Origin of the sequence: Nonomuraea diastatica (assembly GCF_004349015.1) — a bacterium.
GTDB classification, from domain to species: domain Bacteria; phylum Actinomycetota; class Actinomycetes; order Streptosporangiales; family Streptosporangiaceae; genus Nonomuraea; species Nonomuraea diastatica.
The window spans coordinates 16,931-40,539 of record NZ_SMKP01000066.1 but is presented as its reverse complement, the minus strand read 5'-3'; the positions used below and the strand labels follow the sequence as shown (position 1 = coordinate 40,539).

27 protein-coding genes are annotated in these 23,609 nt (G+C 71.8%); 15 read left to right on the top strand and 12 right to left on the bottom strand.

All coding sequences use genetic code 11. The annotated features are described in order from the left end of the window. Positions 1-151 precede the first annotated feature (151 nt). Together E1294_RS23255 and E1294_RS23250 are read right to left on the bottom strand one after the other, a co-directional pair. Positions 152-454, bottom strand: a complete 303-nt coding sequence (locus tag E1294_RS23255; RefSeq protein WP_132511451.1) for a hypothetical protein — start codon at positions 452-454, stop codon at positions 152-154. Positions 455-522: 68 nt separating this feature from the next. After that, on the bottom strand, positions 523-810 hold the full coding sequence (locus E1294_RS23250; protein WP_132511448.1) for a hypothetical protein: 288 nt from the start codon (positions 808-810) through the stop codon (positions 523-525). 106 nt (positions 811-916) lie between these two features. Between E1294_RS23250 and E1294_RS23245 the strand changes: the two genes are divergently transcribed. Continuing rightward, the gene (locus E1294_RS23245; RefSeq protein ID WP_220447893.1) at positions 917-1,453 is read left to right on the top strand and encodes a P-loop NTPase family protein; all 537 of its coding nucleotides are present in this window, start codon (positions 917-919) and stop codon (positions 1,451-1,453) included. Between the two features lie 13 nt (positions 1,454-1,466). On the opposite strand, the gene E1294_RS23240 is transcribed toward E1294_RS23245, so the two are convergent. Next, on the bottom strand, positions 1,467-2,207 hold the full coding sequence (locus tag E1294_RS23240; RefSeq protein WP_132511446.1) for a GntR family transcriptional regulator: 741 nt from the start codon (positions 2,205-2,207) through the stop codon (positions 1,467-1,469). Positions 2,208-2,328: 121 nt separating this feature from the next. On the opposite strand from E1294_RS23240, the gene E1294_RS23235 reads away from it, so the two are divergent. After that, on the top strand, positions 2,329-3,120 hold the full coding sequence (locus E1294_RS23235) for an inositol monophosphatase family protein (protein ID WP_132511444.1): 792 nt from the start codon (positions 2,329-2,331) through the stop codon (positions 3,118-3,120). Here the strand turns inward: E1294_RS23235 and E1294_RS23230 are convergent. Together E1294_RS23230 and E1294_RS23225 are read right to left on the bottom strand one after the other, a co-directional pair. Next, positions 3,064-3,777 (bottom strand): HAD family hydrolase, encoded by a 714-nt coding sequence (locus tag E1294_RS23230; RefSeq protein WP_132511442.1) that lies wholly within the window; start codon positions 3,775-3,777, stop codon positions 3,064-3,066. The genes E1294_RS23235 and E1294_RS23230 overlap by 57 nt on opposite strands. Further along, the gene (locus tag E1294_RS23225; protein WP_246083210.1) at positions 3,774-4,448 is read right to left on the bottom strand and encodes a GntR family transcriptional regulator; all 675 of its coding nucleotides are present in this window, start codon (positions 4,446-4,448) and stop codon (positions 3,774-3,776) included. The genes E1294_RS23230 and E1294_RS23225 overlap by 4 nt, the downstream gene beginning before the upstream one ends. Before the next feature lie 79 nt (positions 4,449-4,527). On the opposite strand from E1294_RS23225, the gene E1294_RS23220 reads away from it, so the two are divergent. The 4 genes from E1294_RS23220 (at position 4,528) to E1294_RS23205 (ending at position 8,489) form a co-directional block, all read left to right on the top strand. Beyond that, positions 4,528-5,715, top strand: a complete 1,188-nt coding sequence (locus E1294_RS23220; protein WP_132511440.1) for a CaiB/BaiF CoA transferase family protein — start codon at positions 4,528-4,530, stop codon at positions 5,713-5,715. After that, a complete protein-coding gene (locus E1294_RS23215; RefSeq protein WP_132511438.1) occupies positions 5,712-6,611 on the top strand; it encodes an HpcH/HpaI aldolase/citrate lyase family protein in 900 nt (299 codons plus the stop codon). Before E1294_RS23220 ends, E1294_RS23215 begins: the two co-directional genes overlap by 4 nt. A 289-nt stretch (positions 6,612-6,900) precedes the next feature. Beyond that, positions 6,901-8,238, top strand: a complete 1,338-nt coding sequence (locus E1294_RS23210; RefSeq protein WP_132511436.1) for a TRAP transporter large permease subunit — start codon at positions 6,901-6,903, stop codon at positions 8,236-8,238. 14 nt (positions 8,239-8,252) lie between these two features. Continuing rightward, entirely contained in the window at positions 8,253-8,489 is a 237-nt protein-coding gene (locus E1294_RS23205; protein ID WP_132511434.1) for a hypothetical protein, read from the top strand. 6 nt (positions 8,490-8,495) lie between these two features. On the opposite strand, the gene E1294_RS23200 is transcribed toward E1294_RS23205, so the two are convergent. Beyond that, entirely contained in the window at positions 8,496-9,131 is a 636-nt protein-coding gene (locus tag E1294_RS23200; protein ID WP_246083209.1) for a TetR/AcrR family transcriptional regulator, read from the bottom strand. A gap of 93 nt (positions 9,132-9,224) precedes the next feature. Between E1294_RS23200 and E1294_RS23195 the strand changes: the two genes are divergently transcribed. From E1294_RS23195 to E1294_RS23180, 4 genes are all read left to right on the top strand, one after another. Continuing rightward, positions 9,225-9,995 carry an alpha/beta fold hydrolase gene (locus E1294_RS23195; protein WP_165977434.1) on the top strand — a complete coding sequence of 257 codons (771 nt, stop codon included), beginning with the start codon at positions 9,225-9,227 and terminating at the stop codon, positions 9,993-9,995. Between the two features lie 196 nt (positions 9,996-10,191). After that, positions 10,192-11,172, top strand: a complete 981-nt coding sequence (locus E1294_RS23190; RefSeq protein WP_220447892.1) for a sugar ABC transporter substrate-binding protein — start codon at positions 10,192-10,194, stop codon at positions 11,170-11,172. Between the two features lie 22 nt (positions 11,173-11,194). Next, entirely contained in the window at positions 11,195-12,235 is a 1,041-nt protein-coding gene (locus E1294_RS23185) for an ABC transporter permease (protein ID WP_132511432.1), read from the top strand. After that, positions 12,232-12,987 carry an ATP-binding cassette domain-containing protein gene (locus E1294_RS23180; protein WP_132511430.1) on the top strand — a complete coding sequence of 252 codons (756 nt, stop codon included), beginning with the start codon at positions 12,232-12,234 and terminating at the stop codon, positions 12,985-12,987. Before E1294_RS23185 ends, E1294_RS23180 begins: the two co-directional genes overlap by 4 nt. A gap of 156 nt (positions 12,988-13,143) precedes the next feature. Here the strand turns inward: E1294_RS23180 and E1294_RS23175 are convergent, their stop codons facing one another. Beyond that, positions 13,144-13,818 carry a hypothetical protein gene (locus E1294_RS23175; protein ID WP_132511427.1) on the bottom strand — a complete coding sequence of 225 codons (675 nt, stop codon included), beginning with the start codon at positions 13,816-13,818 and terminating at the stop codon, positions 13,144-13,146. A gap of 145 nt (positions 13,819-13,963) precedes the next feature. Between E1294_RS23175 and E1294_RS23170 the strand changes: the two genes are divergently transcribed. Continuing rightward, positions 13,964-14,584 (top strand): IMPACT family protein, encoded by a 621-nt coding sequence (locus tag E1294_RS23170; RefSeq protein ID WP_132511424.1) that lies wholly within the window; start codon positions 13,964-13,966, stop codon positions 14,582-14,584. 46 nt (positions 14,585-14,630) lie between these two features. On the opposite strand, the gene E1294_RS23165 is transcribed toward E1294_RS23170, so the two are convergent. Beyond that, on the bottom strand, positions 14,631-15,860 hold the full coding sequence (locus E1294_RS23165; RefSeq protein ID WP_132511422.1) for an isochorismate synthase: 1,230 nt from the start codon (positions 15,858-15,860) through the stop codon (positions 14,631-14,633). Between the two features lie 218 nt (positions 15,861-16,078). Here E1294_RS23165 and E1294_RS23160 point away from each other — a divergent pair, with 218 nt between their 5' ends. Continuing rightward, a complete protein-coding gene (locus E1294_RS23160; protein ID WP_132511420.1) occupies positions 16,079-16,924 on the top strand; it encodes an SGNH/GDSL hydrolase family protein in 846 nt (281 codons plus the stop codon). A gap of 3 nt (positions 16,925-16,927) precedes the next feature. Here E1294_RS23160 and E1294_RS23155 read toward each other — a convergent pair whose 3' ends face one another. Continuing rightward, positions 16,928-17,641, bottom strand: a complete 714-nt coding sequence (locus E1294_RS23155; protein ID WP_132511418.1) for an HNH endonuclease family protein — start codon at positions 17,639-17,641, stop codon at positions 16,928-16,930. A 75-nt stretch (positions 17,642-17,716) separates the two neighbouring features. On the opposite strand from E1294_RS23155, the gene crcB (E1294_RS23150) reads away from it, so the two are divergent. From crcB (E1294_RS23150) to E1294_RS23140, 3 genes are all read left to right on the top strand, one after another. Further along, complete coding sequence (gene crcB / locus E1294_RS23150; RefSeq protein WP_132511416.1) at positions 17,717-18,181, top strand: fluoride efflux transporter CrcB; 465 nt, start codon at positions 17,717-17,719, stop codon at positions 18,179-18,181. 93 nt (positions 18,182-18,274) lie between these two features. Further along, positions 18,275-18,634 (top strand): fluoride efflux transporter CrcB, encoded by a 360-nt coding sequence (gene crcB, locus E1294_RS23145; protein ID WP_132511414.1) that lies wholly within the window; start codon positions 18,275-18,277, stop codon positions 18,632-18,634. Positions 18,635-18,706: 72 nt separating this feature from the next. Continuing rightward, on the top strand, positions 18,707-19,627 hold the full coding sequence (locus tag E1294_RS23140; RefSeq protein WP_132511412.1) for a S1C family serine protease: 921 nt from the start codon (positions 18,707-18,709) through the stop codon (positions 19,625-19,627). Here the strand turns inward: E1294_RS23140 and E1294_RS23135 are convergent. The 3 genes from E1294_RS23135 to E1294_RS23130 form a co-directional block, all read right to left on the bottom strand. Then, the gene (locus E1294_RS23135) at positions 19,608-21,053 is read right to left on the bottom strand and encodes a glycosyltransferase family 4 protein (protein WP_246083208.1); all 1,446 of its coding nucleotides are present in this window, start codon (positions 21,051-21,053) and stop codon (positions 19,608-19,610) included. The two genes, E1294_RS23140 and E1294_RS23135, sit on opposite strands and share 20 nt — an antisense overlap. A gap of 387 nt (positions 21,054-21,440) precedes the next feature. Then, on the bottom strand, positions 21,441-21,563 hold the full coding sequence (locus E1294_RS57280) for a hypothetical protein (protein WP_281284160.1): 123 nt from the start codon (positions 21,561-21,563) through the stop codon (positions 21,441-21,443). An 89-nt stretch (positions 21,564-21,652) separates the two neighbouring features. Continuing rightward, the gene (locus E1294_RS23130) at positions 21,653-23,509 is read right to left on the bottom strand and encodes an elongation factor G (protein ID WP_132511410.1); all 1,857 of its coding nucleotides are present in this window, start codon (positions 23,507-23,509) and stop codon (positions 21,653-21,655) included. Between the last annotated feature and the right edge of the window lie 100 nt (positions 23,510-23,609).

Below are 23,609 nucleotides of genomic sequence, written 5' to 3'. Positions count from 1 at the left end.
ACTGAACCATAAGTGCCGGGACGGCCTGTTGCCAAGGGCTGGGAGAGCACTGGTGACAAGAAGGTGACCCGCCCGGAAATTTCCGGACGGGTCGGGATGTGGCGTCGGGCCGGTGCCGCCGGCCGCCGCCGGGGCCCGCGGCGGCCCCGTCTCAGCAGGTCCTGAGCCCGTCGAAGCGCTGCGGCCACTCCCACGTGAACTTGCTGTAGCGGCTGCCGGGCTCCTTGTACGTGCAGACGCCGTCCGGCCCGTTGGCCAGCCTGACCCGGAACTCCACGCCCTTGGAGCAGTTGTTCCAGACCCACAGCTCGTCCTGGGCTCCGTCGTCGTCCAGCGTGTACGCCAGGCAGGAGGGCGCCCGGCCCGAGGCCGCGGCAGCGGCATGGGCGGGGGCGGCGACCGTCGTGGCCGCGAACCCGGCGAGGGCGAGCATGGCGATGGTGGTTGCGCGCATGTCCTGGTGCTCCCTGTCCGTTGGTAACAGGTATGTCGGTATGGGCCTGTCGGTACGGGGCCGCCGGGTCAGCAGCTCACGAGCCCGTCGAAGCGGCGCGGCCAGTTCCACCACCACTTGTCGAACCCGCTGCCGGGCCTCTTGTACTTACAGGGCATGTCCTGGCCGTTGGCCAGCTTGACCTTGTAGCTCTGCGCCCCCTTGCAGGTGTTCCAGACCCACAGTTCGTCCTTGCCGCCGTTGTCGTCGAGCTTGTAGGTGAGGCAGGACGGCGCCGCCGCCTGCGCGGGGACAGGAGAGTCGGCTATGGCGGCGGCCGCGAAGACGCCCGCGGCGATGATCGTTCTGGTGCGCATCGTTGCTCCTCCGTCGGTGTCGGTGCTGATGACAGGACGGTAGGCGGCGCCATGTTGAGATCCCGTTGAGTCCGTGTAAGCCCGCCTGCCCCGGTACATTTGCCTGGTGCGGCGCATATCCGTGGTGGGCAACTCGGGTTCGGGCAAGTCGACTCTGGCCGCCGAGTTGTCGGGGCTCCTGCGCGTTCCGTGGCTGGAGCTCGACTCGATCTTCCACATGGCCGGCTGGACACGCCGGCCTGCCGAGGAGTTCCGCGCCGACGTCGACCGGTTCACCGCGGCCGCGGGCGGATGGGTGGTGGACGGCAACTATTCCGCGGTGCGCGACCTGGTGTGGTCACGGGCCGACACCGTGGTCTGGTTCGACCTGCCGAGGCGTACGATGATGCGCCGGCTGCTGGCCAGGACGCTGCGGCGGATGGCCACCGGGGCCGAGTTGTGGAACGGCAACAAGGAGTCGTTCCGCCTGCTGCTCGACAAGGACGAGTCGATCTTCCGGCAGGCCTGGACCGCCCACGCTCGACTCCACCGGTTGTTCCGCGGGGCCGCCGCCGACCCGGCCAACGCTCATCTGACCTTCGTCAGGATCGCCTCGCCCGACGACGCCGGGCGCCTGTCACGCGCGCCCGCAGAGGATCGCTGACGGAGTCGCGGCCTCAGCGCTCAATGAGGGTGACCTCCAGGGAGTAGTGCGAGGCCCGGTAGACGTGCGAGCCGTGCTCGACGGCCCGTCCCTGGTCGTCGTACGTTGTGCGGATCATGGTGAGCAGGGGGGCGCCGCGCCGCTCGTCCAGCAGCTTCGCCTCGGACTGGCTGGCGGAGCGCGCGCCGATGCGCTGGTTGGCCACCCGCATCCGCACGCCCGCGCCGCGCAGCAGCTCGTAGAGGCCGCGGCCCTCGAGGTCGGCGGCGGTGAGCGGGGCCAGCCCGAGCGGCAGCCAGTTGTGCAACACGGCCAGCGGCTCGCCGGCCGCGAAGCGCAGGCGTTCGAGATAGAGGATCTCCGTGCCGGTCTCCACACCCAGGATGCCGGCGATGTCCTCGTCGACAGGGCGCGGCTCCAGGGCCAGCACCTGCGTGGCCGGCTCCTGGCCGGCCCTGCGCAGGTCGTCGTAGAGGCTCGTCAGCTCCACCGAGCGCTTGACCTGCCCGTGCACCACCTGCGTGCCGACGCCGCGCTTGCGTACGAGGAGGCCCTTGTCCACGAGATACTGGATCGCCTGGCGGATCGTGGGCCGCGACAGGCCGAGCTTGTCGGCCAGCAGGATCTCGTTGTCCAGCCGCGAGCCCGGCGCCAGGTCACCCCGCCGGATCGCCTCGGCGATCTGCTCGGCCACCTGGAAATAAAGCGGCACGGGGCTGGATCGATCCAGGTCGATGGCGAGATCGCGGGTCATGCTGATCAGCTTAACCGAGGTCAGAATGTCCTGACAAACGGGTCATGAAAGGGCGTGCGCGGCGCTCGGGATTGGGCATGACGGTTGCGATGACCTCGATCGGCTGAAACTGGAGACCCACATGGACGTGACCCATCTGCTGGACACCGCCACCGAGGCGGTCAGGGCCGTTGGCCCAAGGCTGCGCAAGGCCTTCAGATCCCGGCCCGGTGTGACCACCAAACGGGACTTCCACGATCCCGTGACCGAGCACGACAAGGCGGCCGAGGAGACCATCCGCGCGGTCATCGGCGCCCGTTTCCCCGGCAGCGTGATCGTGGGGGAGGAGGGCGGCACGACCGGCTCCGGCGACCTCGCCTGGTACGTCGACCCCATCGACGGCACCGCCAACTTCGCCGCCGGGCTGCCGTTCTTCTGCGTGTCCATCGCCGCCGCCGTCGGGGGCGAGCTGGTGGCGGGGGTGGTGTACGACCCGGTGCGCGAGAACGAGTTCACCGCCTCCGCCGACGGCGCCTGGTGCGACGGCACGCCCCTGCGCAGCGCCGGCGCCGCCACCGACCGCGAGGCGATGTTGCTGACGAGCTACCCCTCACCCCACGACCTGGACGCGGAGGGTGACGAGGCGCTGCGGCGCTACCGGCGTTTCCTCGAGTCCTTCGCCGCCGTGCGCAGGCCGGGCAGCGCGGCGCTGAACCTGGCGCACGTGGCCGCCGGATGGTCCGACGCCGCGTACGGCACCCGGTCCAACCCGTGGGACGTGGCGGCGGGAGCCCTGCTGGTGCGCCAGGCCGGCGGCGTCTACCTGGGAGATCCCCTGGCGCCCGGCGACTACCTGGCGCACGTGGGCGGCTTCGCCTTAGAGGACTCCGTGCTGGCCGAGGTCGCCGAAGAGCCGCGCCAAGCCGGTCAGTGAGGTGATGCGGGGGAACCCGGCGGGCGGCCGCCGCACGCCGAGCCGGTCGAGCCAGATCGAGCGCATCCCGGCCGCCGCCGGCCCCGTCACGTCGTTCTCCACGTCGTCGCCCACCAGCACGACCTCCTGCGGCGCCAGGCCGAGCGCCGCGGCGGCCCCCGTGTACGACGCGGGCGACGGCTTGAAGTGCCCGCCCAGCACCTCGCCCGTCAACACCGGGCCGACCAGCCCGCCGAGCCCGATCGCCCGGACCTTCTCCTCCTGCACCGGTTGCGCGCCGTTCGTCAGCACGCCGAGCGCGAACCCGCCCAGCTCCTTCACCGCCTCCGCCGCGTCGGGAAAGGCCGCCCAGCCGCGCCGGTAGCGGTCGGTGAAGTCGGCGTAGGCCGCGTCGAGGTCTCCAGGCTCGGGCACGGCCAGCTCCTCGCAGAGCGCGCGCAGCCGGAGCCGCCGCTGCTCCTGCACCGAGCACTCGCCGCGCTGCCACATCGCCAGGTACGGCCCCTCCAGCTCCGCCCAGAGCGCGGCCACCTCGCCCAGCCGGGGATGGCCGGGTGCGCGGGCGGACACCCAGGAGACGATGGCGGTGTCGGCGGCGCCCCGGTGGTCGAGCAGCGTGCCGTCCAGGTCGAACAGGACGCCCTTGACGCCGGTCATGCCAGGCCGCCCGTCAGCGGGCCGGGGGTCTCCTTGCGATAGTCGCCGGCGCGGTTGACGTGGTCGACCATGATACGTTCCGCGGCCGCCCCGTCGCCGGCCGCGAGCGCCGCGAGGATGCCCTCGTGCGCCTCCATCTGGGCCTTGACCTGGGCCTCGTCCAGCCAGAGCGACGCCTCGGCGGGCACGGGGAAGCTGTTGCGCACCGATCGGGCGTGCGCGCCCAGGAAGGCGGGGCCGCCGATGTCGACGATGCTGAGGTGGAAGCGCCTGCTCTGCTCGCCGAGCAGGTCGTACCTGCCGTGCTCGGCGTCCTCGGCCATCGCGGCGTGCAGCTCGCGCAGCGAGGCCAGCTGTTCCGGAGTGATCCTGGCCGCCGCCAGCCGCGCCCCCAGGCCCTCGACGACCGCGCGCAGGCCGTAGTATTCCGCGAGCGCCTCGTCGCCCAGGTCGACCACGGTCGCGCCGTGGTGCGCCTCATAGCTGATCAGCCGGTCCTTCTCCAGCCTGCGCAGGGCCTCGCGTACGGGCGTGACCGACACCCCGAGCCGTTTGGCCACCTCTCCGGCCCGCAACGCCGTGCCGCCGGGGATCCGCGCGCTGCGGATCTCGTCGAGGAGCACGCTGTAGACGTACTCGGCCTTGCTCATGGGAGGTCGTGGGGTCGGCATGCGTCAAGTGTCTCCCAGATCCAGGGCTGATCAGGCGAAAGTCTTGACCTATGACATATTTCTTATAAGTTACATTCCCATGACAAGCCTCGCCGACCTGCGGGTCATCGACGCGGCGACGCTGTTCGCCGGTCCCTCCGCCGCGATGATGCTGGGCGACTTCGGCGCCGATGTGATCAAGATCGAGCATCCCCGCCGCGGCGACCCCTCACGCGGGCACGGCGCCTCCGTGGACGGCGTGGGGCTGTGGTGGAAGACGTTGTCGCGCAACAAGCGCAACGCGGCCGTCGACCTGTCGCAGGCCGAGGGGCAGGAGATCCTGCGCCGCCTGGCCGAGCGGTCCGACGTGCTGATCGAGAACTTCCGCCCCGGCACCCTGGAGCGCTGGAACCTGGCCCCCGACGACCTCCTGCGGCTCAACCCGCGGCTGATCGTCGCGCGGATGACCGGCTTCGGGCAGTTCGGGCCGATGTCCGCGCGGCCGGGGTTCGGGACGCTGGCCGAGGCCATGAGCGGGTTCGCGGCCATGACCGGCCAGCCCGACGGTCCGCCGACGCTGCCGCCGCTGGCCCTCGCCGACGGCATCGCCGGCCTGGCCATGTCGTACGCGATCATGGTGGCGCTGCGGGCCCGCGAGCGCACCGGCCGCGGGCAGGTCATCGACCTGGCCATCATCGAGCCCATCCTCGGCCTGCTGGGGCCGCAGGTGAGCGCGTACAAGGCGCTCGGGATCGTGCCCGAGCGCACCGGCAACCGCTCCACCAGCAACGCCCCCCGCAACACCTACCGCACCCGCGACGGCCGCTGGCTGGCCATCTCCACCAGCGCGCAGCCGATCGCCGAGCGGGTGATGACCCTCGTGGGACGGCCCGACCTCGTCGAGCAGCCGTGGTTCGCCAGCGGGCACGGGCGGGTGCGGCACGTCGACGAGCTGGACGAGGCGGTCGCCTCGTGGATCGCCGCGCGGGACGCCGACGAGGTCATCGCCCGCTTCGAGGAGGTGCAGGCCGCGGTCGCGCCCATCTACGACGTCTCCGATGTCGCGAGCGACCCGCAGTACGCGGCGCTGACCACGTTCGTGGACGTGCCGGACGAGGAGCTCGGCACGGTCACCATGCAGAACGTGTTGTTCCGCATGTCGGACACGCCCGGCGAGATCCGCTGGCCGGGCCGGCCCCTGGGCAGGGACACCGACGAGGTGCTCGCGGGGCTCGGCTATCCGGACGAGCGGATCGCGGCGCTGCGCGAAGCCGGGGTGATCGCGTGAACCCGCCCGTGACCTGGCTGTACGTTCCCGGCGACCGGCCCGAGCGGTTCGGCAAGGCGGTGGCGTCCGGAGCCGACGTGGTGATCCTCGACCTCGAGGACGCGGTCGCGCCCGCCCGCAAGGACGAGGCCCGCGCCAACGCCGTCGCCTACCTGCGCTCCCGTGGGGACGGCCCGTCCGGCGCGGAGGTGCACGTCCGGGTCAACGACCTGGCGACCGGGCGCGGCCGGGCCGATCTGGAGGCGGTCGCCGAACGGGCCGACGGCATACGGCTGCCCAAGGTCGAATCGCCCGCCATGCTCGACACCGTACTCGGTGGTGGGCCCAGGAGTGGGCCCAGGAGTGGGCCCAGGAGTGGGCTCGACGGGAACGCCGGGGCGCCCGTGTACGCGCTGCTGGAGTCGGCGGCCGGGATCGTCGCCGCCCGCGAGATCGCCGCCCACCCGCGCGTCGCCGGCGTCGCGCTCGGCGAGCAGGACCTGGCCGCCGAGCTGGCCGTCACCGACGAGCACGCCATGAACCACCTCAGGCTCCAGGTCGTGCTGGCCGCCGCCGCGGCGGGACTGCCGCCGGTGCCCATGTCCGTCTACCCGAACGTCAAGGACGAGGCCGGCCTGCTGGCCTCCTGCCGGGCCGGCCGCGCGCTCGGCCTGTTCGGCAGAACCGCGATCCACCCCCGCCAGATCCCCGTGATCGGGCAGGCCTTCCGCCCGGACGACGAGGAGGTGGCCAGAGCCGCCGAGATCGTCGAGGCCGCCGAGCGGGCCGAGCGGACCGACACGGGGGCGATCGCGCTGCCCGACGGCCGTTTCGTGGACGCCCCGATCGTCGCCAGGGCCCGCCGCACCGTGGCCCTGGCCCGCAGGCTCGCCGACCCGCCGTCCACGGACGGCTGACCCCGGACCCTCGTCCGCGGTCCGCCGTCCGGAACGTGTGGAACCGTCCCCCTACCCCCCACTGGAGGAATCCCGCCGTGACTCCTCCGCTCCCTGAAGGGAGCGGCTTCTCGCCCCGCTTGCGCGGGAGACGACGGCCAAGCCCTGACCGATGCCCGAAAGCACAAGCTCAATTTGATCCGGAGGTGGCGACAATGGCTGAGGCTCTGCCACTGCACGCCCGGGCCTTGGCGGCCCTCCCGCTCCCGATTCCCGCCTCGCCTGAAGGCGACGCCCTCAGGAGGCTCTGATGGGAATCGCCGTATGGGCGCTCGTCGCCTACATCGCCATCATCGTCGTCTGGAACGGCGTGCTGAAACGCGGCATCGGTGAGGCGATGCTCCTCGGGTTCGTCGCCATCTGCCTGTTCGGCGGCACCGAGTTCTTCGGCCTGGCCTGGGCGGGCATCACCGAAGCGCTGGCCGAGGAGGTCGTCTTCGCCGCGCTGGCGTTCGTGTTCATGGGTTACCTGCTCACCAGACTGGGGCTCATCCAGGAGCAGGTCACCGTGCTGAACTCCGTCTTCGGCCGGCTGCGCGGCGGCGCCGGATACGTCTCCACCTCGGCGGCGGCCCTGCTCGGCGGGCCGTCGGGCTCGGGGTCCGGCATCGCCGCGTCCGTGGGGTCGGTGACCATCCCGTGGATGACCAGGTCGGGCTGGCGGCCCGACCTGGCGGCCTCGCTGGTCGCGGGCAACGCCGGGCTCGGCATCTCGATCCCGCCGAGCTCGTCGATCTTCCTGCTGCTCGGCTCCGCCGCCGTGGCGCCCGTGCTGACCGCCGACCAGCTGTTCGTGCCCGCGCTGGTGGGCGGGTTGTGGACGGTGGCGTACCGGTTCGTGCTGGTGTTCCTCTGGGTGCGGCGGCACAACATCGCCGCCACCGACGCGGCCGACATCGTCCCGCTGCGTGCCGCGCTGCGGGCCGGATGGACGTCGCTGCTGGTGTACGCGGGCATCGTCATCCCGGTGCTGATGACCCTGGACTTCGGCGTGAAGCTGATGGAGTCGCAGGTGGGGGAGGCGGCCGACGACGTCAGCATCGTGGTGTGGATCCCCGTGCTGACGGTGCTGGTCACCCTCGCGGTGGCGTGGAAGCGGCTGCCGCGCACCGTCCGCGCCTGGAGCGAGCTGCTCGCCGACATGGGTCCCAGGTACGCGGTCATCGGCGCGACGCTGTTCTTCGCCTTCGCGGCCGCCGCCACCCTGGGCGAGCTGGGCCTGGTCGAGCAGCTGACCGCGATCATGCAGGCGCTCGACGCCCCCGCCGTGGTCATCGCCACCCTGGTCGGCCTGCTGATCGTGGTCGTCGCCGCGCCGCTGACCTCCACCGCGACGATCGCCGCGGTCGGCGGGGTGGCCTTCAGCGCGCTGACCGCGGCCGGGATGGACCCCGCGGCCGCGGCCACCGCCGTCATGATCTTCGCCTCGACGGAGGGGGCGTCCCCGCCGGGCGCGGCCCCCATCTACATCGCCTGCGGCATCGCCCAGGTGGACCCGGCCAGGACGTTCGTCCGGCTGATCGTCTGGTTCGTCATCCCGACCCTGGTCATCGGCGTGCTGGTGGCGACCGGCGCGCTGCCGATCTGAGAGGAAGTCACATCGTGAACGCCGTCAAGACCGTGACCATGGTCCTGTTCAAGATCGGACTGGTGCTGTTCCTCGCCCTCGGGGTCGTCGTCGTGCTCACCCAGGCGGTCGGCCTCGCCGCCGGAAGTCCTGGCCTGGTCTCCGGCGTGGTGTCCGCGCTGGGCCTGGCGATGACCGTGGCGGCGGGGGCGACCGGTCTGCTCGCCTTCGTGATGGCCTACGTCTTCGGCTGGAAGCCCGGCGAGGACTAGGCGGGACTAGCCCGGGCTCCAGCGGGCCGAGAGCTCCTCGTCCTCGGGTGGCGGGCCGGGCAGCTCACGGTGGCCGGGCGGCACCCTCAGCGCGTCCGTCGCCAGTGCGAGGAAGCGGTGGCGCAGCTGCGCGGTGCGCTTCTCGTCACCCAGCCTGATCGAGGCGATCTGCTCCAGCAGCAGCGCGATGTCGGCGACCGTCACGTCGGGCCGCAGCGCGCCCGCCTCGACCGTGCGGCGATGGATCTCCGTGGCCAGGGCGCCGGACCTGGCGGCGTCGTGGTGGAGCTCCTCCGTCGGGTGGAAGGTGCCGGCCAGCTTGATCGTCAGCGAGTTGGTGTCGGCGTCGACGATGCCGCGCAGGTAGCCGGCGAAAGCCTCCCACGCGTCGCCCTCCTCGGCCAGCGCCCGCTCGGTGACCTCGATGTAGAGCTTCAGCCCGTCGCCGCAGAGCTTCTGCAGCAGGGCCTCCTTGCTGGGATAACGGCGGTAGAGTGCGCTGATCCCGACGCCCGCCTTCTCGGCCACGGCCGCTATGGGGGCGCCGGGGTCGGCGGTGAACACCGCCCTGGCGGCCTGGAGGATCAGCTCGTCGTTGCGTGCGGCCTGGGCCTTGCGGCCGCTCATGGGTGCGCTGGTCATACTGCCATCATACGGGAACGTACGGTTCCGTTCTATTCCCTTGCACTGGAGTGTTACGGCAGGGCGGTCCGCGCGGGACGGTGGACCGGTGAGGTGCCCTACCGCTCCGGCACGACACCCGTCACGGCGCACCTCTTCCCCGGCGCGGCCGGCGCGCCGCTCCTCGTCGTCTGCGGCGGCGTGGACACCTGGAAGGTCGAGCTGCACCGCACCGCGGCGGCGGCGGGCTCCGGCGTGACCGTGGCCGTGCTCGACATGCCGGGCACGGGGGAGTCGCGGGTGCCCCTGGCCGCCGACGCCGACACCATCCTGGCGGCCGCCGTCCAGCGGATCGCCGAGCACACCGGAGCCCGCCGCACCGCGTTCCTCGGCATCAGCTTCGGCGGGCACTGGGCCGCCAAGCTCGCGCTCACCGGCCGGGTGGACGCCGCCGCCGGCATCGGCGGGCCGGTCGGAGCCGCCGATCACGCCCCCGACCTCACCACCCTGCCCGGCGCGATGCCCGGCATCGTGGCCCACGCCCTCGGCCTGCCGGCCCTGCCCGGTCCCGAAGACGCCGCCCGCTTCGCCGCCGCGTTCTCGCTGCGCCGCCAGGGGCTGCTCGACGCCGCGCTCCACGTGCCGCTGCTGGCCGCCAACGGCACGTCCGACCCGTACGTTCCGGTGGAGGACACCGCGGTGTTCGGCTGCGACCCGAACGCGACCGTGTGGCTCGTCCGCGACGCGGCGCACTGCGCCTCCGAACACCTCGCCACGCTGATGCCCGCGGTGCTGGCCTGGCTCCGCCACCGCCTCGGCGGCGACGAGGAGAGCGCGGGACGCCTGGAACGGGCCCGCCGCTCCCTCACGCCGCTCCTCGCCTGATCCCTTCTTCCCCGTAGACGGGGAGACGTGCCTGACACCGGGCGACGCGGTCGAGGAAGGTCTCGAGGGCCGACGTGGCCCGGCGTAGGACGTCCCCCGCAAGCGGGAGATGATCGCCGCATTAGTCCGCATGTCTATACATAGAGTTGACATTGAGGTAGAACCATGGCTAGCCCGTTGGTCTTGGAGGTGTCCTGTGAGACGTACCCCGATCGTGCTGGCCCTGGTGGGCGCGCTTGCCATGACAGGTTGCTCCTCGGGAGGGGAGAGCGCGCAGAGCGCCCCGCCCGCCTCGTCCGCCGGCGCGGCCGGGGGTGGTGACGCGAGTTTCGCGGTCATCACCCACGGAGCGCCAGGCGACTCCTTCTGGGACGTGGTCAAGAACGGCGCGGAGGCCGCGGGCGAGCAGTACGGCGTGCAGGTGACCTACCAGGGCGACGGCGATCCCGCCAGACAGTCGCAGCTCATCGACCAGGCCGTCTCCGGGAAGGTGGACGGCATCGTGGTCTCCATGGCCAACCCCGACGCGCTGAAGGAGGCCGTCGGCAAGGCGGTCGCGGCGAAGATCCCGGTGGTGACGATCAACTCGGGCGCCGAGTCGTCCAAGGCGTTCGGCGCCCTCACCCACGTCGGCCAGTCGGAGGACGTCGCCGGGCGCGGCGCGGGTGAGCAGCTCAAGGCGGCCGGCGTCACCAAGCTGGTCTGCGTCGTCCACGAGGCCGGCAACGTGGGCCTCGACCAGCGCTGCAAGGGCGCGGAGGAGACGCTGGGCGGCACGGTCGAGCGGCTGCAGGTGGACATCAGCAACCTGGCCGACGTGACGTCCAAGATCACCGCGAAACTCCAGTCGGACCAGCAGGTCAACGGCGTGCTGGCGCTCAACCCGGCCATCGCGGTCGCCGCCAGGGACGCGATCGCCGACTCCGGCTCGCAGGCCAAGCTGGCCACGTTCGACCTGTCGGCCGACGTGGTCGACGCGATCAAGGCGGACGAGATCCTGTTCGCCGTGGACCAGCAGCAGTACCTGCAGGGCTACCTGCCGATCACGTTCCTGAACCTGTACAAGACCAACCTCAACACCGTGGGCGGCGGCCTGCCGGTCAACACCGGGCCGGGCTTCGTCACCAAGGACAACGCCGAGCAGGTGTCCAAGCTGGCCGAGGCGGGCTCCCGATGACGCCGTCCGCCGGGGAGGCCGCATGACGGGCGCGCAGGCCCGGGCCGACGACCGGATGGTGAACGCCGGAGCGGTCCGGCGGCTGCTGATCAGGCCCGAGCTGGGCGCGGTGGTCGGCCTGGTCGTGGTGTTCGTGTTCTTCGCCTCCCAGTCGCCGGTGTTCCGGTCGCCGGACGGCATCGCCAACTGGCTCGACCCGGCCGCCACGCTCGGCATCATGGCGGTCGCGGTGGCGCTGCTGATGATCGGCGGCGAGTTCGACCTGTCGGCCGGCGTGCTGACCGGCACCAGCGGGCTGATCCTGGTCACGCTGGCCACCCGGTTCGGCCTCAACGTGTGGGTGGCCATGCTCGTCGGCCTCGTCGTGGCGCTGGCCGTCGGGTTCGCCAACGGCCTGATCGTCACCAGGACGCGGCTGCCCAGCTTCATCGTCACCCTGGGCACGTTCCTCATGCTGCAGGGGATCAACCTCGGCGTCACCAAGGCCATCACCGGGACCGTTCAGGTCAGCGGGCTGCGCCGGGCCGAGGGGTTCGAGGGCGCCAACGCGATCTTCGCGGGCACGATCGAGATCGGCGGCACCTCGTTCCGGGTGGCGATCCTGTGGTGGATCCTGGTGACCGCGGTGGCCACCTGGGTGCTCATGCGCTCCAGGGCCGGCAACTGGATCTTCGCGGTGGGCGGCAACGAGCAGGCCGCCCGCGCCGTGGGCGTGCCGGCCGCGCGGACGAAGATCGCGTTGTTCATGACCACGGCGTTCGCGGCCTGGCTGGTGGGCTCGATCATGGCGCTGCGCTACACGTCCGTGCAGGCCAACATCGGGATCGGGCAGGAGTTCATCTACATCATCGCGGCCGTGATCGGCGGCTGCCTGCTCACGGGCGGCTACGGCTCCGCCGTCGGGGCCGCCATCGGCGCGGTCATCTTCGGCATGGCCGACAAGGGCATCGTGTTCCTGGGCTGGGACGCCGACTGGTTCAAGTTCTTCCTCGGCGCGATGCTGCTGCTGGCGACGCTGGCCAACCGCCTGGTCCGGCGGTACGCCGAGGAGGTGCGGCATTGATTCTCGAGACCCGCGGCATCGGCAAGACGTTCGGCTCCGTGCTGGCGTTGCGCGACGTGTCGATGAGCGTGACGGCCGGCCAGGTCACCTGCGTGCTCGGCGACAACGGCGCGGGCAAGTCGACGCTCATCAAGATCCTCGCCGGGGTGCACCGGCATGACACGGGCACGCTGCTCGTCGACGGCGCGGAGGTGAGCTTCGCCAGCCCGCGCGAGGCGCTCGACCGCGGCATCGCCACCGTCTACCAGGATCTGGCGATGATCCCGCTCATGTCGGTGTGGCGGAACTTCTTCCTCGGCTCCGAACCGCGCAAGGGCCTGGCCTTCGACGTGGCCAAGGCCCGGCGGGTGGCCCGCGACGAACTCCGGGCCATGGGCATCGACATCCGCGACGTGGACCAGCCGGTCGGCACGCTGTCCGGGGGTGAGCGGCAGTCGGTGGCCATCGCCAGGGCCGTGTACTTCGGCGCCCGCGTCCTCATCCTCGACGAGCCCACCTCGGCGCTGGGGGTCAAGCAGGCGGGCGTGGTGTTGCGCTACATCGCCAGGGCCCGCGACCGAGGGCTCGGCGTGGTCTTCATCACCCACAACCCGCACCACGCATACCCGGTGGGGGACCGGTTCCTGCTGCTCAACCGGGGCACGAGTCTCGGCGAGTACGGCAAGGGCGAGATCACCACGCAGGAGCTGACCGCGCTCATGTCCGGCGGGGCGGAGCTGGAGGAACTGGCGCACGAGCTGGAACGGGAGTGAATTTGGGCGAGATTTGACCGATTCTGGCGATCCCCTGGGCGGATGGACGGGGCAAAGACCCCATAGGTACGCCTAGTGCCATCGGGGGATCATTTGATCTACAACGTAAAGGCGCCCGGCATCGTACGGTGGCGCTCGCTCCTGTACGGCCCCTTATTACCCGCCCGCGACGGCCGCCCGTGTCCTGAAGGCACGGGCGGCCGCGCGTGTGCAGTCCATCGCCGCCCTGTCCAACCTGCGCACCCAGCACGCCCGGGGCGAGTGGCGCGCCGCGTCCTCGACCTCAGCTCCTTCGCGCTGCGGCTGACGCTGGAGGAAGGGCGGCGGCTGCGCGCGGACCTGGGCGAGGTCGTCGCGCGCTACCGGCGCGAGGTGCCCGGCGTGGCCGCGCCCGAGGGCGCGGTGCGCGTCTCGCTGATCACTCAGGTTCTGCCCGAGCTGCCGTTGCCGCGCGGCATGGGACACCGCGCGCCGGCGCAGGGGGAGAAGGAGGGGTACTGGCGGCGGTTCGGCCAGGGCTTCACGTTCCTGCGCGGCGAGCCGCTGCTGCTCGCCGTGGCCGTCATGGCGGGTGTCGCGTTCCTGGCGGCCGGGCCGCCGATGCCGCTCTGGGCGATCGTGACGGTGTTGGCGATCGACGGGGAACCCCGTTCTGGGAGCGATCTCGTACGAACGGGTGCCGCGGCCCCTGCTCGGCCGGGTGAACGCCCTGCAGACGTAGCTGGTTTGGGCGGGCATCCCCCTGGGCGGCCTGCTGGGCGGGGTCGCGGTGGCGGCGGCCGGGCCGGCGCCGGTGTCGCTGGCCTGCGGGTCCGCCTGCGGCCTCACCACCAGCCTGACGGGGCTGCGGCCCGAATGGCGGGAGATGGACCGGCGGCGCGGTCACGGGCCACCTGCCGTACCGGTGACGGGGGAGCGCCGGGGCACGGTGCCCTAGCTCGCGGGGCCGCGGCGGGAAGGCAATACGCTGTCGGATGTGCCTGCGCCGTACCTGACCATCACCACCACCGTCGAGCACGAGACGGAGGCGCGGCGCTCGCGTTTCATCTGCGCGCTGGCGCCGGCGCGCACGGTCGGGGACGCGGCGGCCTTCATCGGCGAGCGCAGGCAGCGGCATCCGTCCGCCACCCACACCTGCACGGCCTACGTCATCGGCGAGCGCGTCCGGAAGGGCGACGACGACGGCGAGCCGGGCGGCACCGCGGGCACGCCCATGGTGCAGGCGCTGGTGGGCAGGGGGTTCAGCGACGTGGTGGCGGTGGTGACACGCTATTTCGGCGGCACCCTGCTGGGCGCGGGCGGGCTGGTGCGGGCCTACGGTTCGGCGGTGACCGAGACCCTCGACCGGGTCGAGCCGGTGCGGATGGTGCCGGCCAAGCTGGTGCGCGTGGCGGTCGCGCACGACCAGGCCGGCCGGGTGGAGAACGACCTGCGCGCCTCCCGCCACACGGTGCGGGACGTGACGTACGCGGGCGAGGTCCGCTTCGCCGTCGCGGTGGGGGCCGACGAGGTGGCGGCGTTCACCGGCTGGGTGGCCGGGCTGACGGCCGGCCGGGCCCGCGTTTCGCTGGAGGAGGACCTCCACGTCCCGGAGTGATCAGCTCTCCAGCGCGTCGGGGGAGGATCTTCGCGTCCCGGAGTGGTCAGCCCTCCAGTGCGTACTGCATGACGCGGAACTTCGCCTGGGCCTCGGCCAGCTCGGCGGCCGGGTCGGAGTCGCCCATGATGCCGCCGCCGGCGAACAACCGCGCCCGCCGCCCCTGCACCAGCCCCGAGCGCAGCGCGATGCCCCACTCGCCGTCGCCGTTGGCGTCGATCCATCCGACGGGGCCGGCGTAGCCCGCGCGGTCCATGCCCTCGAGCTCGCGGATGACCTCGATGGCGGTGCCGGTGGGAGTGCCTCCGACGGCCGCCGTCGGGTGCATGGCCGCGACCACGTCGAGCACCGACGCCCCGTCGGCCAGCCGGCCGGTGACGTGGCTGGCCAGGTGCTGGACGTTGGGCAACATCAGCAGCTCGGGCTCGTCGGGCGTCATCAGCGCGGAGCAGAGCGGCGCCAGCGTGTCGCGTACGGAGGCGATCGCGCACTCGTGCTCGTGGCGGTCCTTCGTCGAGGCGAACAGCGCGGCGCCCCTGGCGAGGTCGTCGGCGGTGCCGGTGCCGCGCGGGGTCGTGCCGGCCAGCACGAGCGACTCGATCTCCTGGCCCGTGCGCCGGATGAGCAGCTCGGGCGTGGCCCCCACCAGCCCCGCCACCGAGAACGTGTAGCACTCGGGGTAACGCCGTGCCAGCCGGGTGAGCAGCAGCCGCACGTCGATGGGCTGTTCGGCGGTGGCGAGCAGGTCGCGGGCCAGCACCACCTTCTCCAGCTCGCCGTCGCGGATGCGCCGCGCGGCGCGGGCGACGACGTGCTCCCACTCGGGGGCGCTCAGGCTGCCGTCGCCGTAGCTGATGCGGCCAGGCTCGCGTACGGGGGAGAACGTCTGCAGCGGCGCCTCGCCGATCGTGGTGAGCCAGGCGTGCCCGCCGCGCCGGCCGAGCACGGCCCGGGGCACGACCAGGACGGAGCCGCGGGCGTCCTCGTCGAAGGTGAAGCTGCCGAAGGCGACGGGGCCCGAGGCGGGAGCGTGTACGGAGTCGTCGACGTGGGCGTCGCCGAGGACGGTGGCCAGCCACTGGCGGGCCCAGGCGAACCGGCCGGGGCCTGGGGGCACGGCGACCCGGGCGGCCTCACCCCAGCCGACCAGGCCCTCGCCGTTTCTGACCCAGGCGTAAGGTGTCGTCCTGGGCAGGGAAGCCAGCAGGTCACCGGGGTCGCCGACAGGGGTGGTGCGAACCGGTAGCGGGCGGGTTGTTCCGAGCGCGACACTCACCCGAGACACTCTATGCGGGAACTGAACATGTTCGACTCGGACCCCCGTGAATGTGAGGTTACGGACATCGAACCCGGATATACCCGCACGCGCAGGGGCATCGGCCACACCCCGACCACCTGCGGACCTGTCAAGCGGCGATATGAAGTCGGTCCTGAAATGGCAGACCTTGCCCTGACGTCATAGGACCCCCGTGATCGGCTCCCTACCTTGGGGCCATGATCGCTCGTCTGGGCTCCGCCTCCCTTGCCGCCGTGCTCGTCCTCTCCGGCTCCGGCGCGGGCACCGCGCGCGCCGGAGCCGCCGTCCAGCCCGTGCCCGAGATCATGGCCGCGCTCGGCGACTCGATCTCCACCGGGTTCAACGCCTGCGGCTGGTACGTCTCCTGCGCCTCACGCTCCTGGTCGTCGGGCGACCACCGCGAGGTGTCCAGCCACTACCTGCGCCTGTCGCACTTGTCGGGAACGATCCACAAGCACAACCTCAACTTCGCCGCCCCCGGGTCGACCAGCGCCGACCTCCTCGGGCAGGTGAAGAAGGCGGTGGCGGCCAAGGCCGACTACGTGACGATCCTCATCGGCGCCCAGGACGCCTGCGTGCGCACCGAGCAGGAGATGACCTCCGTGTCGACCTACCGGGCCCGGCTGGACCGGGCGCTGCGGGAACTGCGGGCAGGGATGCCCGGCGCGAGGGTGTTCCTCGCCAGCATCCCCGACCTGCGGCGGTTGTGGCGCGTGGGCAAGGACCACCCGCTCGCCCGATCGTTCTGGACGCTGGGCCGCATCTGCCAGACCATGCTGGCCAGGCCCAGGTCGGTCAAGCGGGCCGACAAGGAGCGCAGGTCCAGGGTGCGGGAGCGGGTGATGGCCTACAACAACGAGGCGGCAAGGGCGTGCGCCGCGTACGGGCCCGCCTGCCGCACCGACGGCGGCGCGGTGTTCTCCTTCCCCTTCACCCTCGACCACGTCAGCAGGTGGGACTACTTCCACCCCAGCACGGCCGGGCAGCGGGTGCTGGCCGAGCAGACGTTCGAGCACGGTTTCGACTGGCTCGACCCGCGGTAGCCGTCATCGGCACTGGGCGAGCATGGCCTTCTTGTCGGCGCGGGTGACGGGCACGTCGTACTTGAGTGCGACCTGCGCGAAGCGGGTGACGTAGGCACAGCGGATGACCCGGCGCGGCGGCAGCCAGCGTGACGGGCCCGAGGCGTCCTTGTCCTCGTTGGTGTCGCCGTCCACGGGCAACAGGTTGAGCGGGTCGTTGGCGAAGTCGAGCCGCTTGGACATCGACCAGCGCGGCGCGCCCATCCGCCAGCCGTAGTTGAGCGGCACCACGTGGTCGACCTGCACCTCGTCGGCGCGGGACTTACGCCAGTGGATGATCCGGCCGGTGTAGGGGTCGGTCAGCTTCATGGAGACGACCTCGCAACTGGAGCCCGCCCGGTAGGTGACGTCGCGGCCGTCGCGGGCCAAGAGGTCGTCACGGGTGCGGCAGCCGTTGCGCGCGTACGGCACTCCGGCGGCGTCGTCGGCCCAGTTGCCGCCGTACCTGGTTCGCCGGTATCCAGTGTGGGGGCCGACCCGTGCGACGCGCAGGCGTCGGATGAGGGTGCGCGCGTCGGCCTTGTCGGCATCGGAGATGATGGGTGCCAGGCCGGGCAGCGTCCCGCTGACGTTGCCCAGGGGGCCGGCCGCGGTGGCCGGCGAGGTCTTGGCACTGTTGATGAGAGAAACGACGATGACGGCTCCTGCGAGGAAGGCGATCGCGTCCTTCGTGCTCAACCGGTCCTCCGTGCGGTTCCCCAGGCTGTCTAGAGAGGTTCCCGGCATCCGGTGTGCCGACACGGGGAGTGTTTCGTGACTGATCGCCCGATCGATCCGGATGTCGATCTCCACGTTCCCGCGCAGCGCGCCGAGGTGAGCGGCGGGGTGCTCGCGGTGATCGCGGTCGGCGGTGCGCTGGGGGCTCTGGCGCGGTACGGCGTGCAGACCGTCATGCCCGCCGGTCCGGCGGACTTCCCGTGGGCGACGTTCTGGGTCAACGTGCCGGGATGCCTGCTGATCGGGGTGCTCATGGTGGTGATCACCGAGGTGCGGCGGGCCCACCGGCTCGTGCGGCCGTTCCTGGGAGTGGGGGTGCTGGGCGGCTACACGACGTTCTCGACGTACACGGACGGCGTGCGGCAGGCGGTGGAGGCGGGCGCGCCGGTGACGGGGCTGGTCTACCTGGTGGGCACCCCGCTGGCGGCGCTGGCGGCGGTGGTCGTGGGCATGTGGCTGACCAGGCGGATCGCCGGTGTCACGCGGGCGTGGGCGAAATGACGGCGGCGATCGCCAGGCGGGTGTGGGCGAAATGACGGCGGCGGTTACCAGGCGGGCGATGACGGCGCACGCGCGGCGAGGGGCCGGTGGGGGATGACGGTGCTGCTGATCGTGCTGGGGGCGGCGGCAGGGGCGCCGCTGCGGTACCTGATGGACCGGGCGGTGCAGGCACGCCACGACACGGTCTTCCCGTGGGGGACGTTGACGGTCAACGTGGCCGGGTCGGCGCTGCTGGGGTTCCTGGCCGCGCTGCCCGCGGGCGACGGGGTGATGGCGCTGGCGGGCACGGGGTTCTGCGGGGCGCTGACGACGTACTCCACCTTCGGGTACGAGACGGTCCGGCTGGTGGAGGAGGGCGCGCGCTTCCACGCGGTGACCAACGCGCTGGCCAGCGTGCTGGCCGGGCTGGGGGCGGCCTACTGCGGCGTGGCGCTGGCGCAGGCCGTGGCCTGAGCGGAATCCGCCGGGAACACGAACCGGAAGCTGCGGCGTTAGCGTGTAATCCTGTAAGCAAAGGAGTGCACGATGGCGGATCCCCTTGACGCCTATTCGCGCGTCGTCTCCTCTGTGGCATCCGGGTTACTCCCGACAGTGGCCGGTGTGCGGGCCGGCAGGGGCAGCGGTTCCGCGGTGGTGTTCACCGCCGACGGGTTCCTGCTGACCAACGCCCACGTGGTCGGCTCCTCCCGGTCCGGCACCGTCGCGTTCGCCGACGGCACGTCGGGGGACTTCACGGTCGTCGGCCGTGACCCGCTGTCCGACCTCGCGGTGATCAGGGCGCGGACGGCCACGCCCGAGCCCGCCGAGCTGGGCGACTCCGACGAGCTCGTGGTCGGGCAACTCGTGGTGGCCGTCGGCAACCCCCTGGGCCTTGCCGGGTCGGTGACCGCCGGGGTCGTGTCCGGGCTCGGCCGCTCACTGCCCGCACGGAGCGGCTCCGCGTCGCGATTGATCGAGGACGTGATCCAGACCGATGCCGCGCTCAACCCCGGCAACTCCGGTGGCGCGCTGGCCGACTCGCGGGCGCGGGTGGTCGGGATCAACACGGCGGTGGCCGGCGTCGGCGTGGGGCTGGCCGTGCCGATGAACGCCACAACCCGCTCCATCATCGCCGCGCTGATCAGGGACGGCCGGGTCAGGAGGGCATTCCTGGGGCTGGTGACCTCGCCCGCGCCGCTGCCCGAGCACCTGCGGCGGCGCACCGGGCGGTCCGGCGCGCTGCGCGTCGTCGAGGTGGTGCCGGGCTCACCTGCCCACCGGGCTGGGCTGCGCGCCGGCGACCTGGTGCTGAGCGCGGGACAGAGCCCGGTGGCCGACGCGCAGAGCCTGCAGCGGCTGATGTTCGCCGACGCGATCGGAAGGCCGTTGCCGATCACCGTCCACCGCAACGGCGCGCTCGTGGACGTCATCGCCGAGCCGGTGGAGCTCACGGGCTCTGGAGTTTGACCTCTACCGGCGCCAGGACCAGCCGGGCGTTCACCGGCTCCGCCTCGTCCCCGGCCACGACGGCGGTCTCCGTGTCGTGCCGCGGTTCCGGCGGCGGGTCATGGGCGGTGTTCGTGTCGTGCCGCGGTTCCCGCGGCGCATGCTGGGCGGCGTTCGTGGCCGCTCGGCGCCGGCGTGCGCTGCCGGCGCGGCGGGTCAGCAGGTCGGCCAGCAGCTTGTCCCACTTCTGGCCGATGACGTCGGGGTCGTAGCCGCGGGCCGTCTCCAGCGCACGCGCGGCCAGGTCCCGGCGCAGCCCCTCGTCCTCGATGACGCGGATGATCGAGGACGCCAGGTTGGCGTTGGTACGCGGCTTGACCAGCAGCCCGTCCGCCTCGTGGGTGATCATCTCCTTGGGGCCGTGCGGGCTGTTGAAGCTCACGATGGACAGCCCCTTGGCCATCGCCTCCAGGATGGTCATCGGGAAGCCCTCGTGGCGGGAGCTGAGCACGTAGATCGACGCCTTCTCCAGCGCCGCCCCCACGTCGGAGGTGGGCCCCGGCAGCTCCACCGTGTCCTGCAGGCCCAGCTCCACGACCTGCTGGGCCAGGCTCTCCTCCTGCGGCCCGGCGCCGTAGATGCGCAGTTTCCAGTCGGGATGGGCCGCCGAGACGGTCTGCCAGGCGGTGATGAGCCTGTGGAAGCCCTTGATGCGGGTCATCCTGCCGACCGCCACGGCCACCTTGGCGTCCAGCTTGGCCGGCTCGCCCGTCATCGGCGGCACGGCGTTGGGGATGCGGACCAGCTTGCGCGGCTGCTTCGGCAACATCTCCCGGTAGTCGCGCAGGTCGGCCTTGGTAAGGGTGACCAGAGCGTCGAGGCGGCGGTACCGCCACTTGATCAGCTCCTGGACCGGCTCGGCCTGGGTGCGCAGAGCCACGTGCTCCTGCCCGATGGTGATGACACCGGGCCTGGCTAACTGGGCCACCACGAGGTTGAGCCCTGGTCGGGTGCCCATCAGCACGCCGGTGCCGAGCGAGCGGATGTAACGGGTGAGCGCGAGGTCGGTCCACAGGGAGAACCGGTGGTAGGCCGTCTCTCCCTTGGGGATGAGCTTGCTCGGCAGTTTCGACAACATCGCGCGCAACGGGTCGAGGCCGGGCTTGAGCCGGTCGTCCAGGTAGCGGAACTTCACGCGCGGATCAGTGGGGAAGAACGGGTGCTCGGCCTCCTTCAGGATGCTCACGATCTCGACGTCGTGCTCCTTGGCGAGGTAGCTCGCCAGGTTGAACACCGTCCTGATGGTGCCGCCCATCCCGTTGGCGTGCAGCAACAGGATGCGGATCTGCCGCGTCGTGGGTGGCGGGGCCTTCCTGCCCCGTCGCCGGTCGTACCCCCGATACAGCCTGACCACGGCCGACTTACCCTTGCGAGCCAGTGCGCGCACCTGACGTAATCCCCTCTGGGCCGGAACAACTCTGAACACATATGGCCGGTGGCGCGGGCATCCGCCCTGCCACCGGCCTTTCATCTCTCGGCGGAGTGCACGTTGTTCATCCCCTGTGCGCTTTCCCCACCTATGATCGTTAGACGCCATATATATGGCTAAGGTTGCACGCGAGGGTTATGCCGGATGATCTCCCAGGTCGGACGCCGATCACGCTTCCCCGGATACGCTCGCCCGCGTCGGCCCCCGGCCCGTGCCCCGGCCCCGCTGTCCCGGCCCTGCGGCTTCCGATCGACGGGACAGCCGAGGCGCGGCTCCCTCGGCTGTCCGGTCATGGTGTCCGGCCTGGCGGGCGGGTGCCCCTGGCCGCCCGCCGTCCGGCCAGGGTCACCCCTCGTCCGGAGCCTTCCTGGTCTCCTTCTTCGTCTCCTTTGCCTGCCTGCTCGTCTTGATGGCCTGCTTCTTCGACTTGCCGGTCTTGGCCGCGGGTTTCTTCTTCGTGTCAGCCATGGGAATCCCCCCGTGTACGGACGTGGTGCACCCCTATTGGTGCACCACGTGCGTTACTACCCAACTAGCGAAGAAATCCGACATACCGCCTATCGGGCGGGACGGTCGCCCGACGGCTCCGACCACCACACGCCCTCGCCGTGCGTCAGGCCCGGTAGCCGCTGCTCGGCCTCGTGCACCGCGGCCGCCGGGATCTCACCCGTCAGCACCCAGGTGTCGTCCTGCCTGCGGGTGTCGCGCAGGACGCCGCCCAGCACCGCCAGCTTCGCCGTGACCGCGCCGAACGACTCCAGCGGCACCTCCACCTCGAAGCGGTGGCACGGCTCGTACACCGTGGTGCCCGCCCGGCGCAGCGCCTCCGACAACACGATCGGGGTGCGGCCGCGGAAGTCGGCCGCGACCGTCGTCGGCGCGTCGTAGCCGGTCCTGGTGAGCGCGACCGTGACGTCGGTGACCGGCCAGCCGTGCGGGCCCGCGCGCAACGTCAGGCGCACGCTCTCCTCGATGGCCCGATGGAACGCCGCCGGCAGCGATCCCAGATCCACCTCCATGAGGTAAGCCACGCCTGAGCCGGGGGCGGCCGGCTCGACGCGGAGGCCGACCGTGGCCATGAACGCGTTGGGGCCGTGGCGCAGCATCTCCTCGACCGCCTCGGCGGTGCCCGCGGGACGTTCGAAGTAGACGGGGCGGCTCGGCTCGAAGTCGGCCTCGACCCCGAAATCCCTGGCCAACGTCTCGCCGATGACCTCCTTCTGCACCTCCCCGTACAGCAGGACGGAGGTGTCGCCGCCGGCCAGCGTACGGGTGGCGATCAGCGGGTCCTGCTCGGCCAGCGCGAGCAGAGCGGCGTGCAGGCGCGACTCCTGGCCCGGGACGCGGGCGCGTACGACGGTCTCCAGACCGGGCGGCGTGAAGTGGGTTTGCCCGGCCGGGCCCGGCGCGCCCAGGTGGTCGCCGACGCGGATTTCCGGTACGCCCCGCACCTTGACGATGTCGCCGGCCACCGCCTGTCGCTCTCCCGGCGCGCCGATGACGGTGAGCGCGGTCAGGCGGCCGGCGTACTCGTGCCGGCCGCGGTGGAAGGTCAGCTGTTCGCGGGTGCGCAGGACGCCCGCGCGCATCCGCAGGTAGGCCACCTTCTCGCCGGACGGGCCCCGCTCGATCGCGAACACGCTCGCCCGCACCCCCCGGCGCGCGCCGCCGTGGGCCGACCGGCGGGTGGCGGGCAGCAGGCCGATGCCGTCGAGCAGGTCACCGATGCCCTGCCCGGTCAGCGCGGAGCCGAACACCACCGGATGGGCCGCCCCGTCGGCGCACTGCCGCGCCAGCGCCGCGCGTACCTGCTGGACGTCGGGCGCTTTGCCGTCCACGAGAAGTTCGAGCAGTCCGTCGTCCCGCTCGGCCAGCACCTCGGCCGCCTCCTCCATGGAGGCGACGGGCTGCGTCGTGGCGGCCGGGCCGCCGAGGCCGCGCACCGTGTTGAGCGCGACGCAGTGCGGCGAGAGCCGCCGCCGGATGTCGGCCAGCAGGTCCCGTTCTCTCGCGCCGGACCGGTCGATCTTGTTCATGAAGATCAACGTGGGCAGGCGCAGCCTGCGCAGGGACTTCATCAGGACCCGGGTGTGCGGCTGGACGCCCTCGACGGCCGACAACACCAGCACGGCGCCGTCGAGCACGCCGAGAGCCCGCTCGACCTCGGCCACGAAGTCGGCGTGACCCGGCGTGTCCACCACATTGACCTGCAGGTCGTCCAGGGTGAAGGAGGCGACGGCCGTGCGGATGGTGATGCCGCGGCGGCGTTCGATCTCGCCGGTGTCGGTCTGGGTGCTGCCGTCGTCGACGCTGCCGAGCCGGTCGATCGCGCCGGTCTCGAACAGCAGTCGCTCAGTGAGACTGGTCTTGCCCGCGTCTACGTGCGCGAGAATGCCGATGTTCAGGATATGCATGGGTGAGGAAGTCCTCGAGAACTCTCGTGCCAATGGGGCGCTGGGAGATTCCGAGGCGGCGCCGCATCTCATGCTCCTGATCGTCGGGGTTGAGTGCCGC

Coding starts and splice junctions, on each gene's coding strand:
- E1294_RS23255 (WP_132511451.1), bottom strand. CDS start 454: ATGCGCGCAACCACCATCGCCATGCTCGCCCTCGCCGGGTTCGCGGCC.
- E1294_RS23250 (WP_132511448.1), bottom strand. CDS start 810: ATGCGCACCAGAACGATCATCGCCGCGGGCGTCTTCGCGGCCGCCGCC.
- E1294_RS23240 (WP_132511446.1), bottom strand. CDS start 2,207: ATGACCCGCGATCTCGCCATCGACCTGGATCGATCCAGCCCCGTGCCG.
- E1294_RS23235 (WP_132511444.1), top strand. CDS start 2,329: ATGGACGTGACCCATCTGCTGGACACCGCCACCGAGGCGGTCAGGGCC.
- E1294_RS23230 (WP_132511442.1), bottom strand. CDS start 3,777: ATGACCGGCGTCAAGGGCGTCCTGTTCGACCTGGACGGCACGCTGCTC.
- E1294_RS23225 (WP_246083210.1), bottom strand. CDS start 4,448: ATGCCGACCCCACGACCTCCCATGAGCAAGGCCGAGTACGTCTACAGC.
- E1294_RS23220 (WP_132511440.1), top strand. CDS start 4,528: ATGACAAGCCTCGCCGACCTGCGGGTCATCGACGCGGCGACGCTGTTC.
- E1294_RS23210 (WP_132511436.1), top strand. CDS start 6,901: ATGGGAATCGCCGTATGGGCGCTCGTCGCCTACATCGCCATCATCGTC.
- E1294_RS23200 (WP_246083209.1), bottom strand. CDS start 9,131: ATGACCAGCGCACCCATGAGCGGCCGCAAGGCCCAGGCCGCACGCAAC.
- E1294_RS23185 (WP_132511432.1), top strand. CDS start 11,195: ATGACGGGCGCGCAGGCCCGGGCCGACGACCGGATGGTGAACGCCGGA.
- E1294_RS23160 (WP_132511420.1), top strand. CDS start 16,079: ATGATCGCTCGTCTGGGCTCCGCCTCCCTTGCCGCCGTGCTCGTCCTC.
- crcB (WP_132511414.1), top strand. CDS start 18,275: ATGACGGTGCTGCTGATCGTGCTGGGGGCGGCGGCAGGGGCGCCGCTG.
- E1294_RS23140 (WP_132511412.1), top strand. CDS start 18,707: ATGGCGGATCCCCTTGACGCCTATTCGCGCGTCGTCTCCTCTGTGGCA.
- E1294_RS57280 (WP_281284160.1), bottom strand. CDS start 21,563: ATGGCTGACACGAAGAAGAAACCCGCGGCCAAGACCGGCAAGTCGAAG.
- E1294_RS23130 (WP_132511410.1), bottom strand. CDS start 23,509: ATGCATATCCTGAACATCGGCATTCTCGCGCACGTAGACGCGGGCAAG.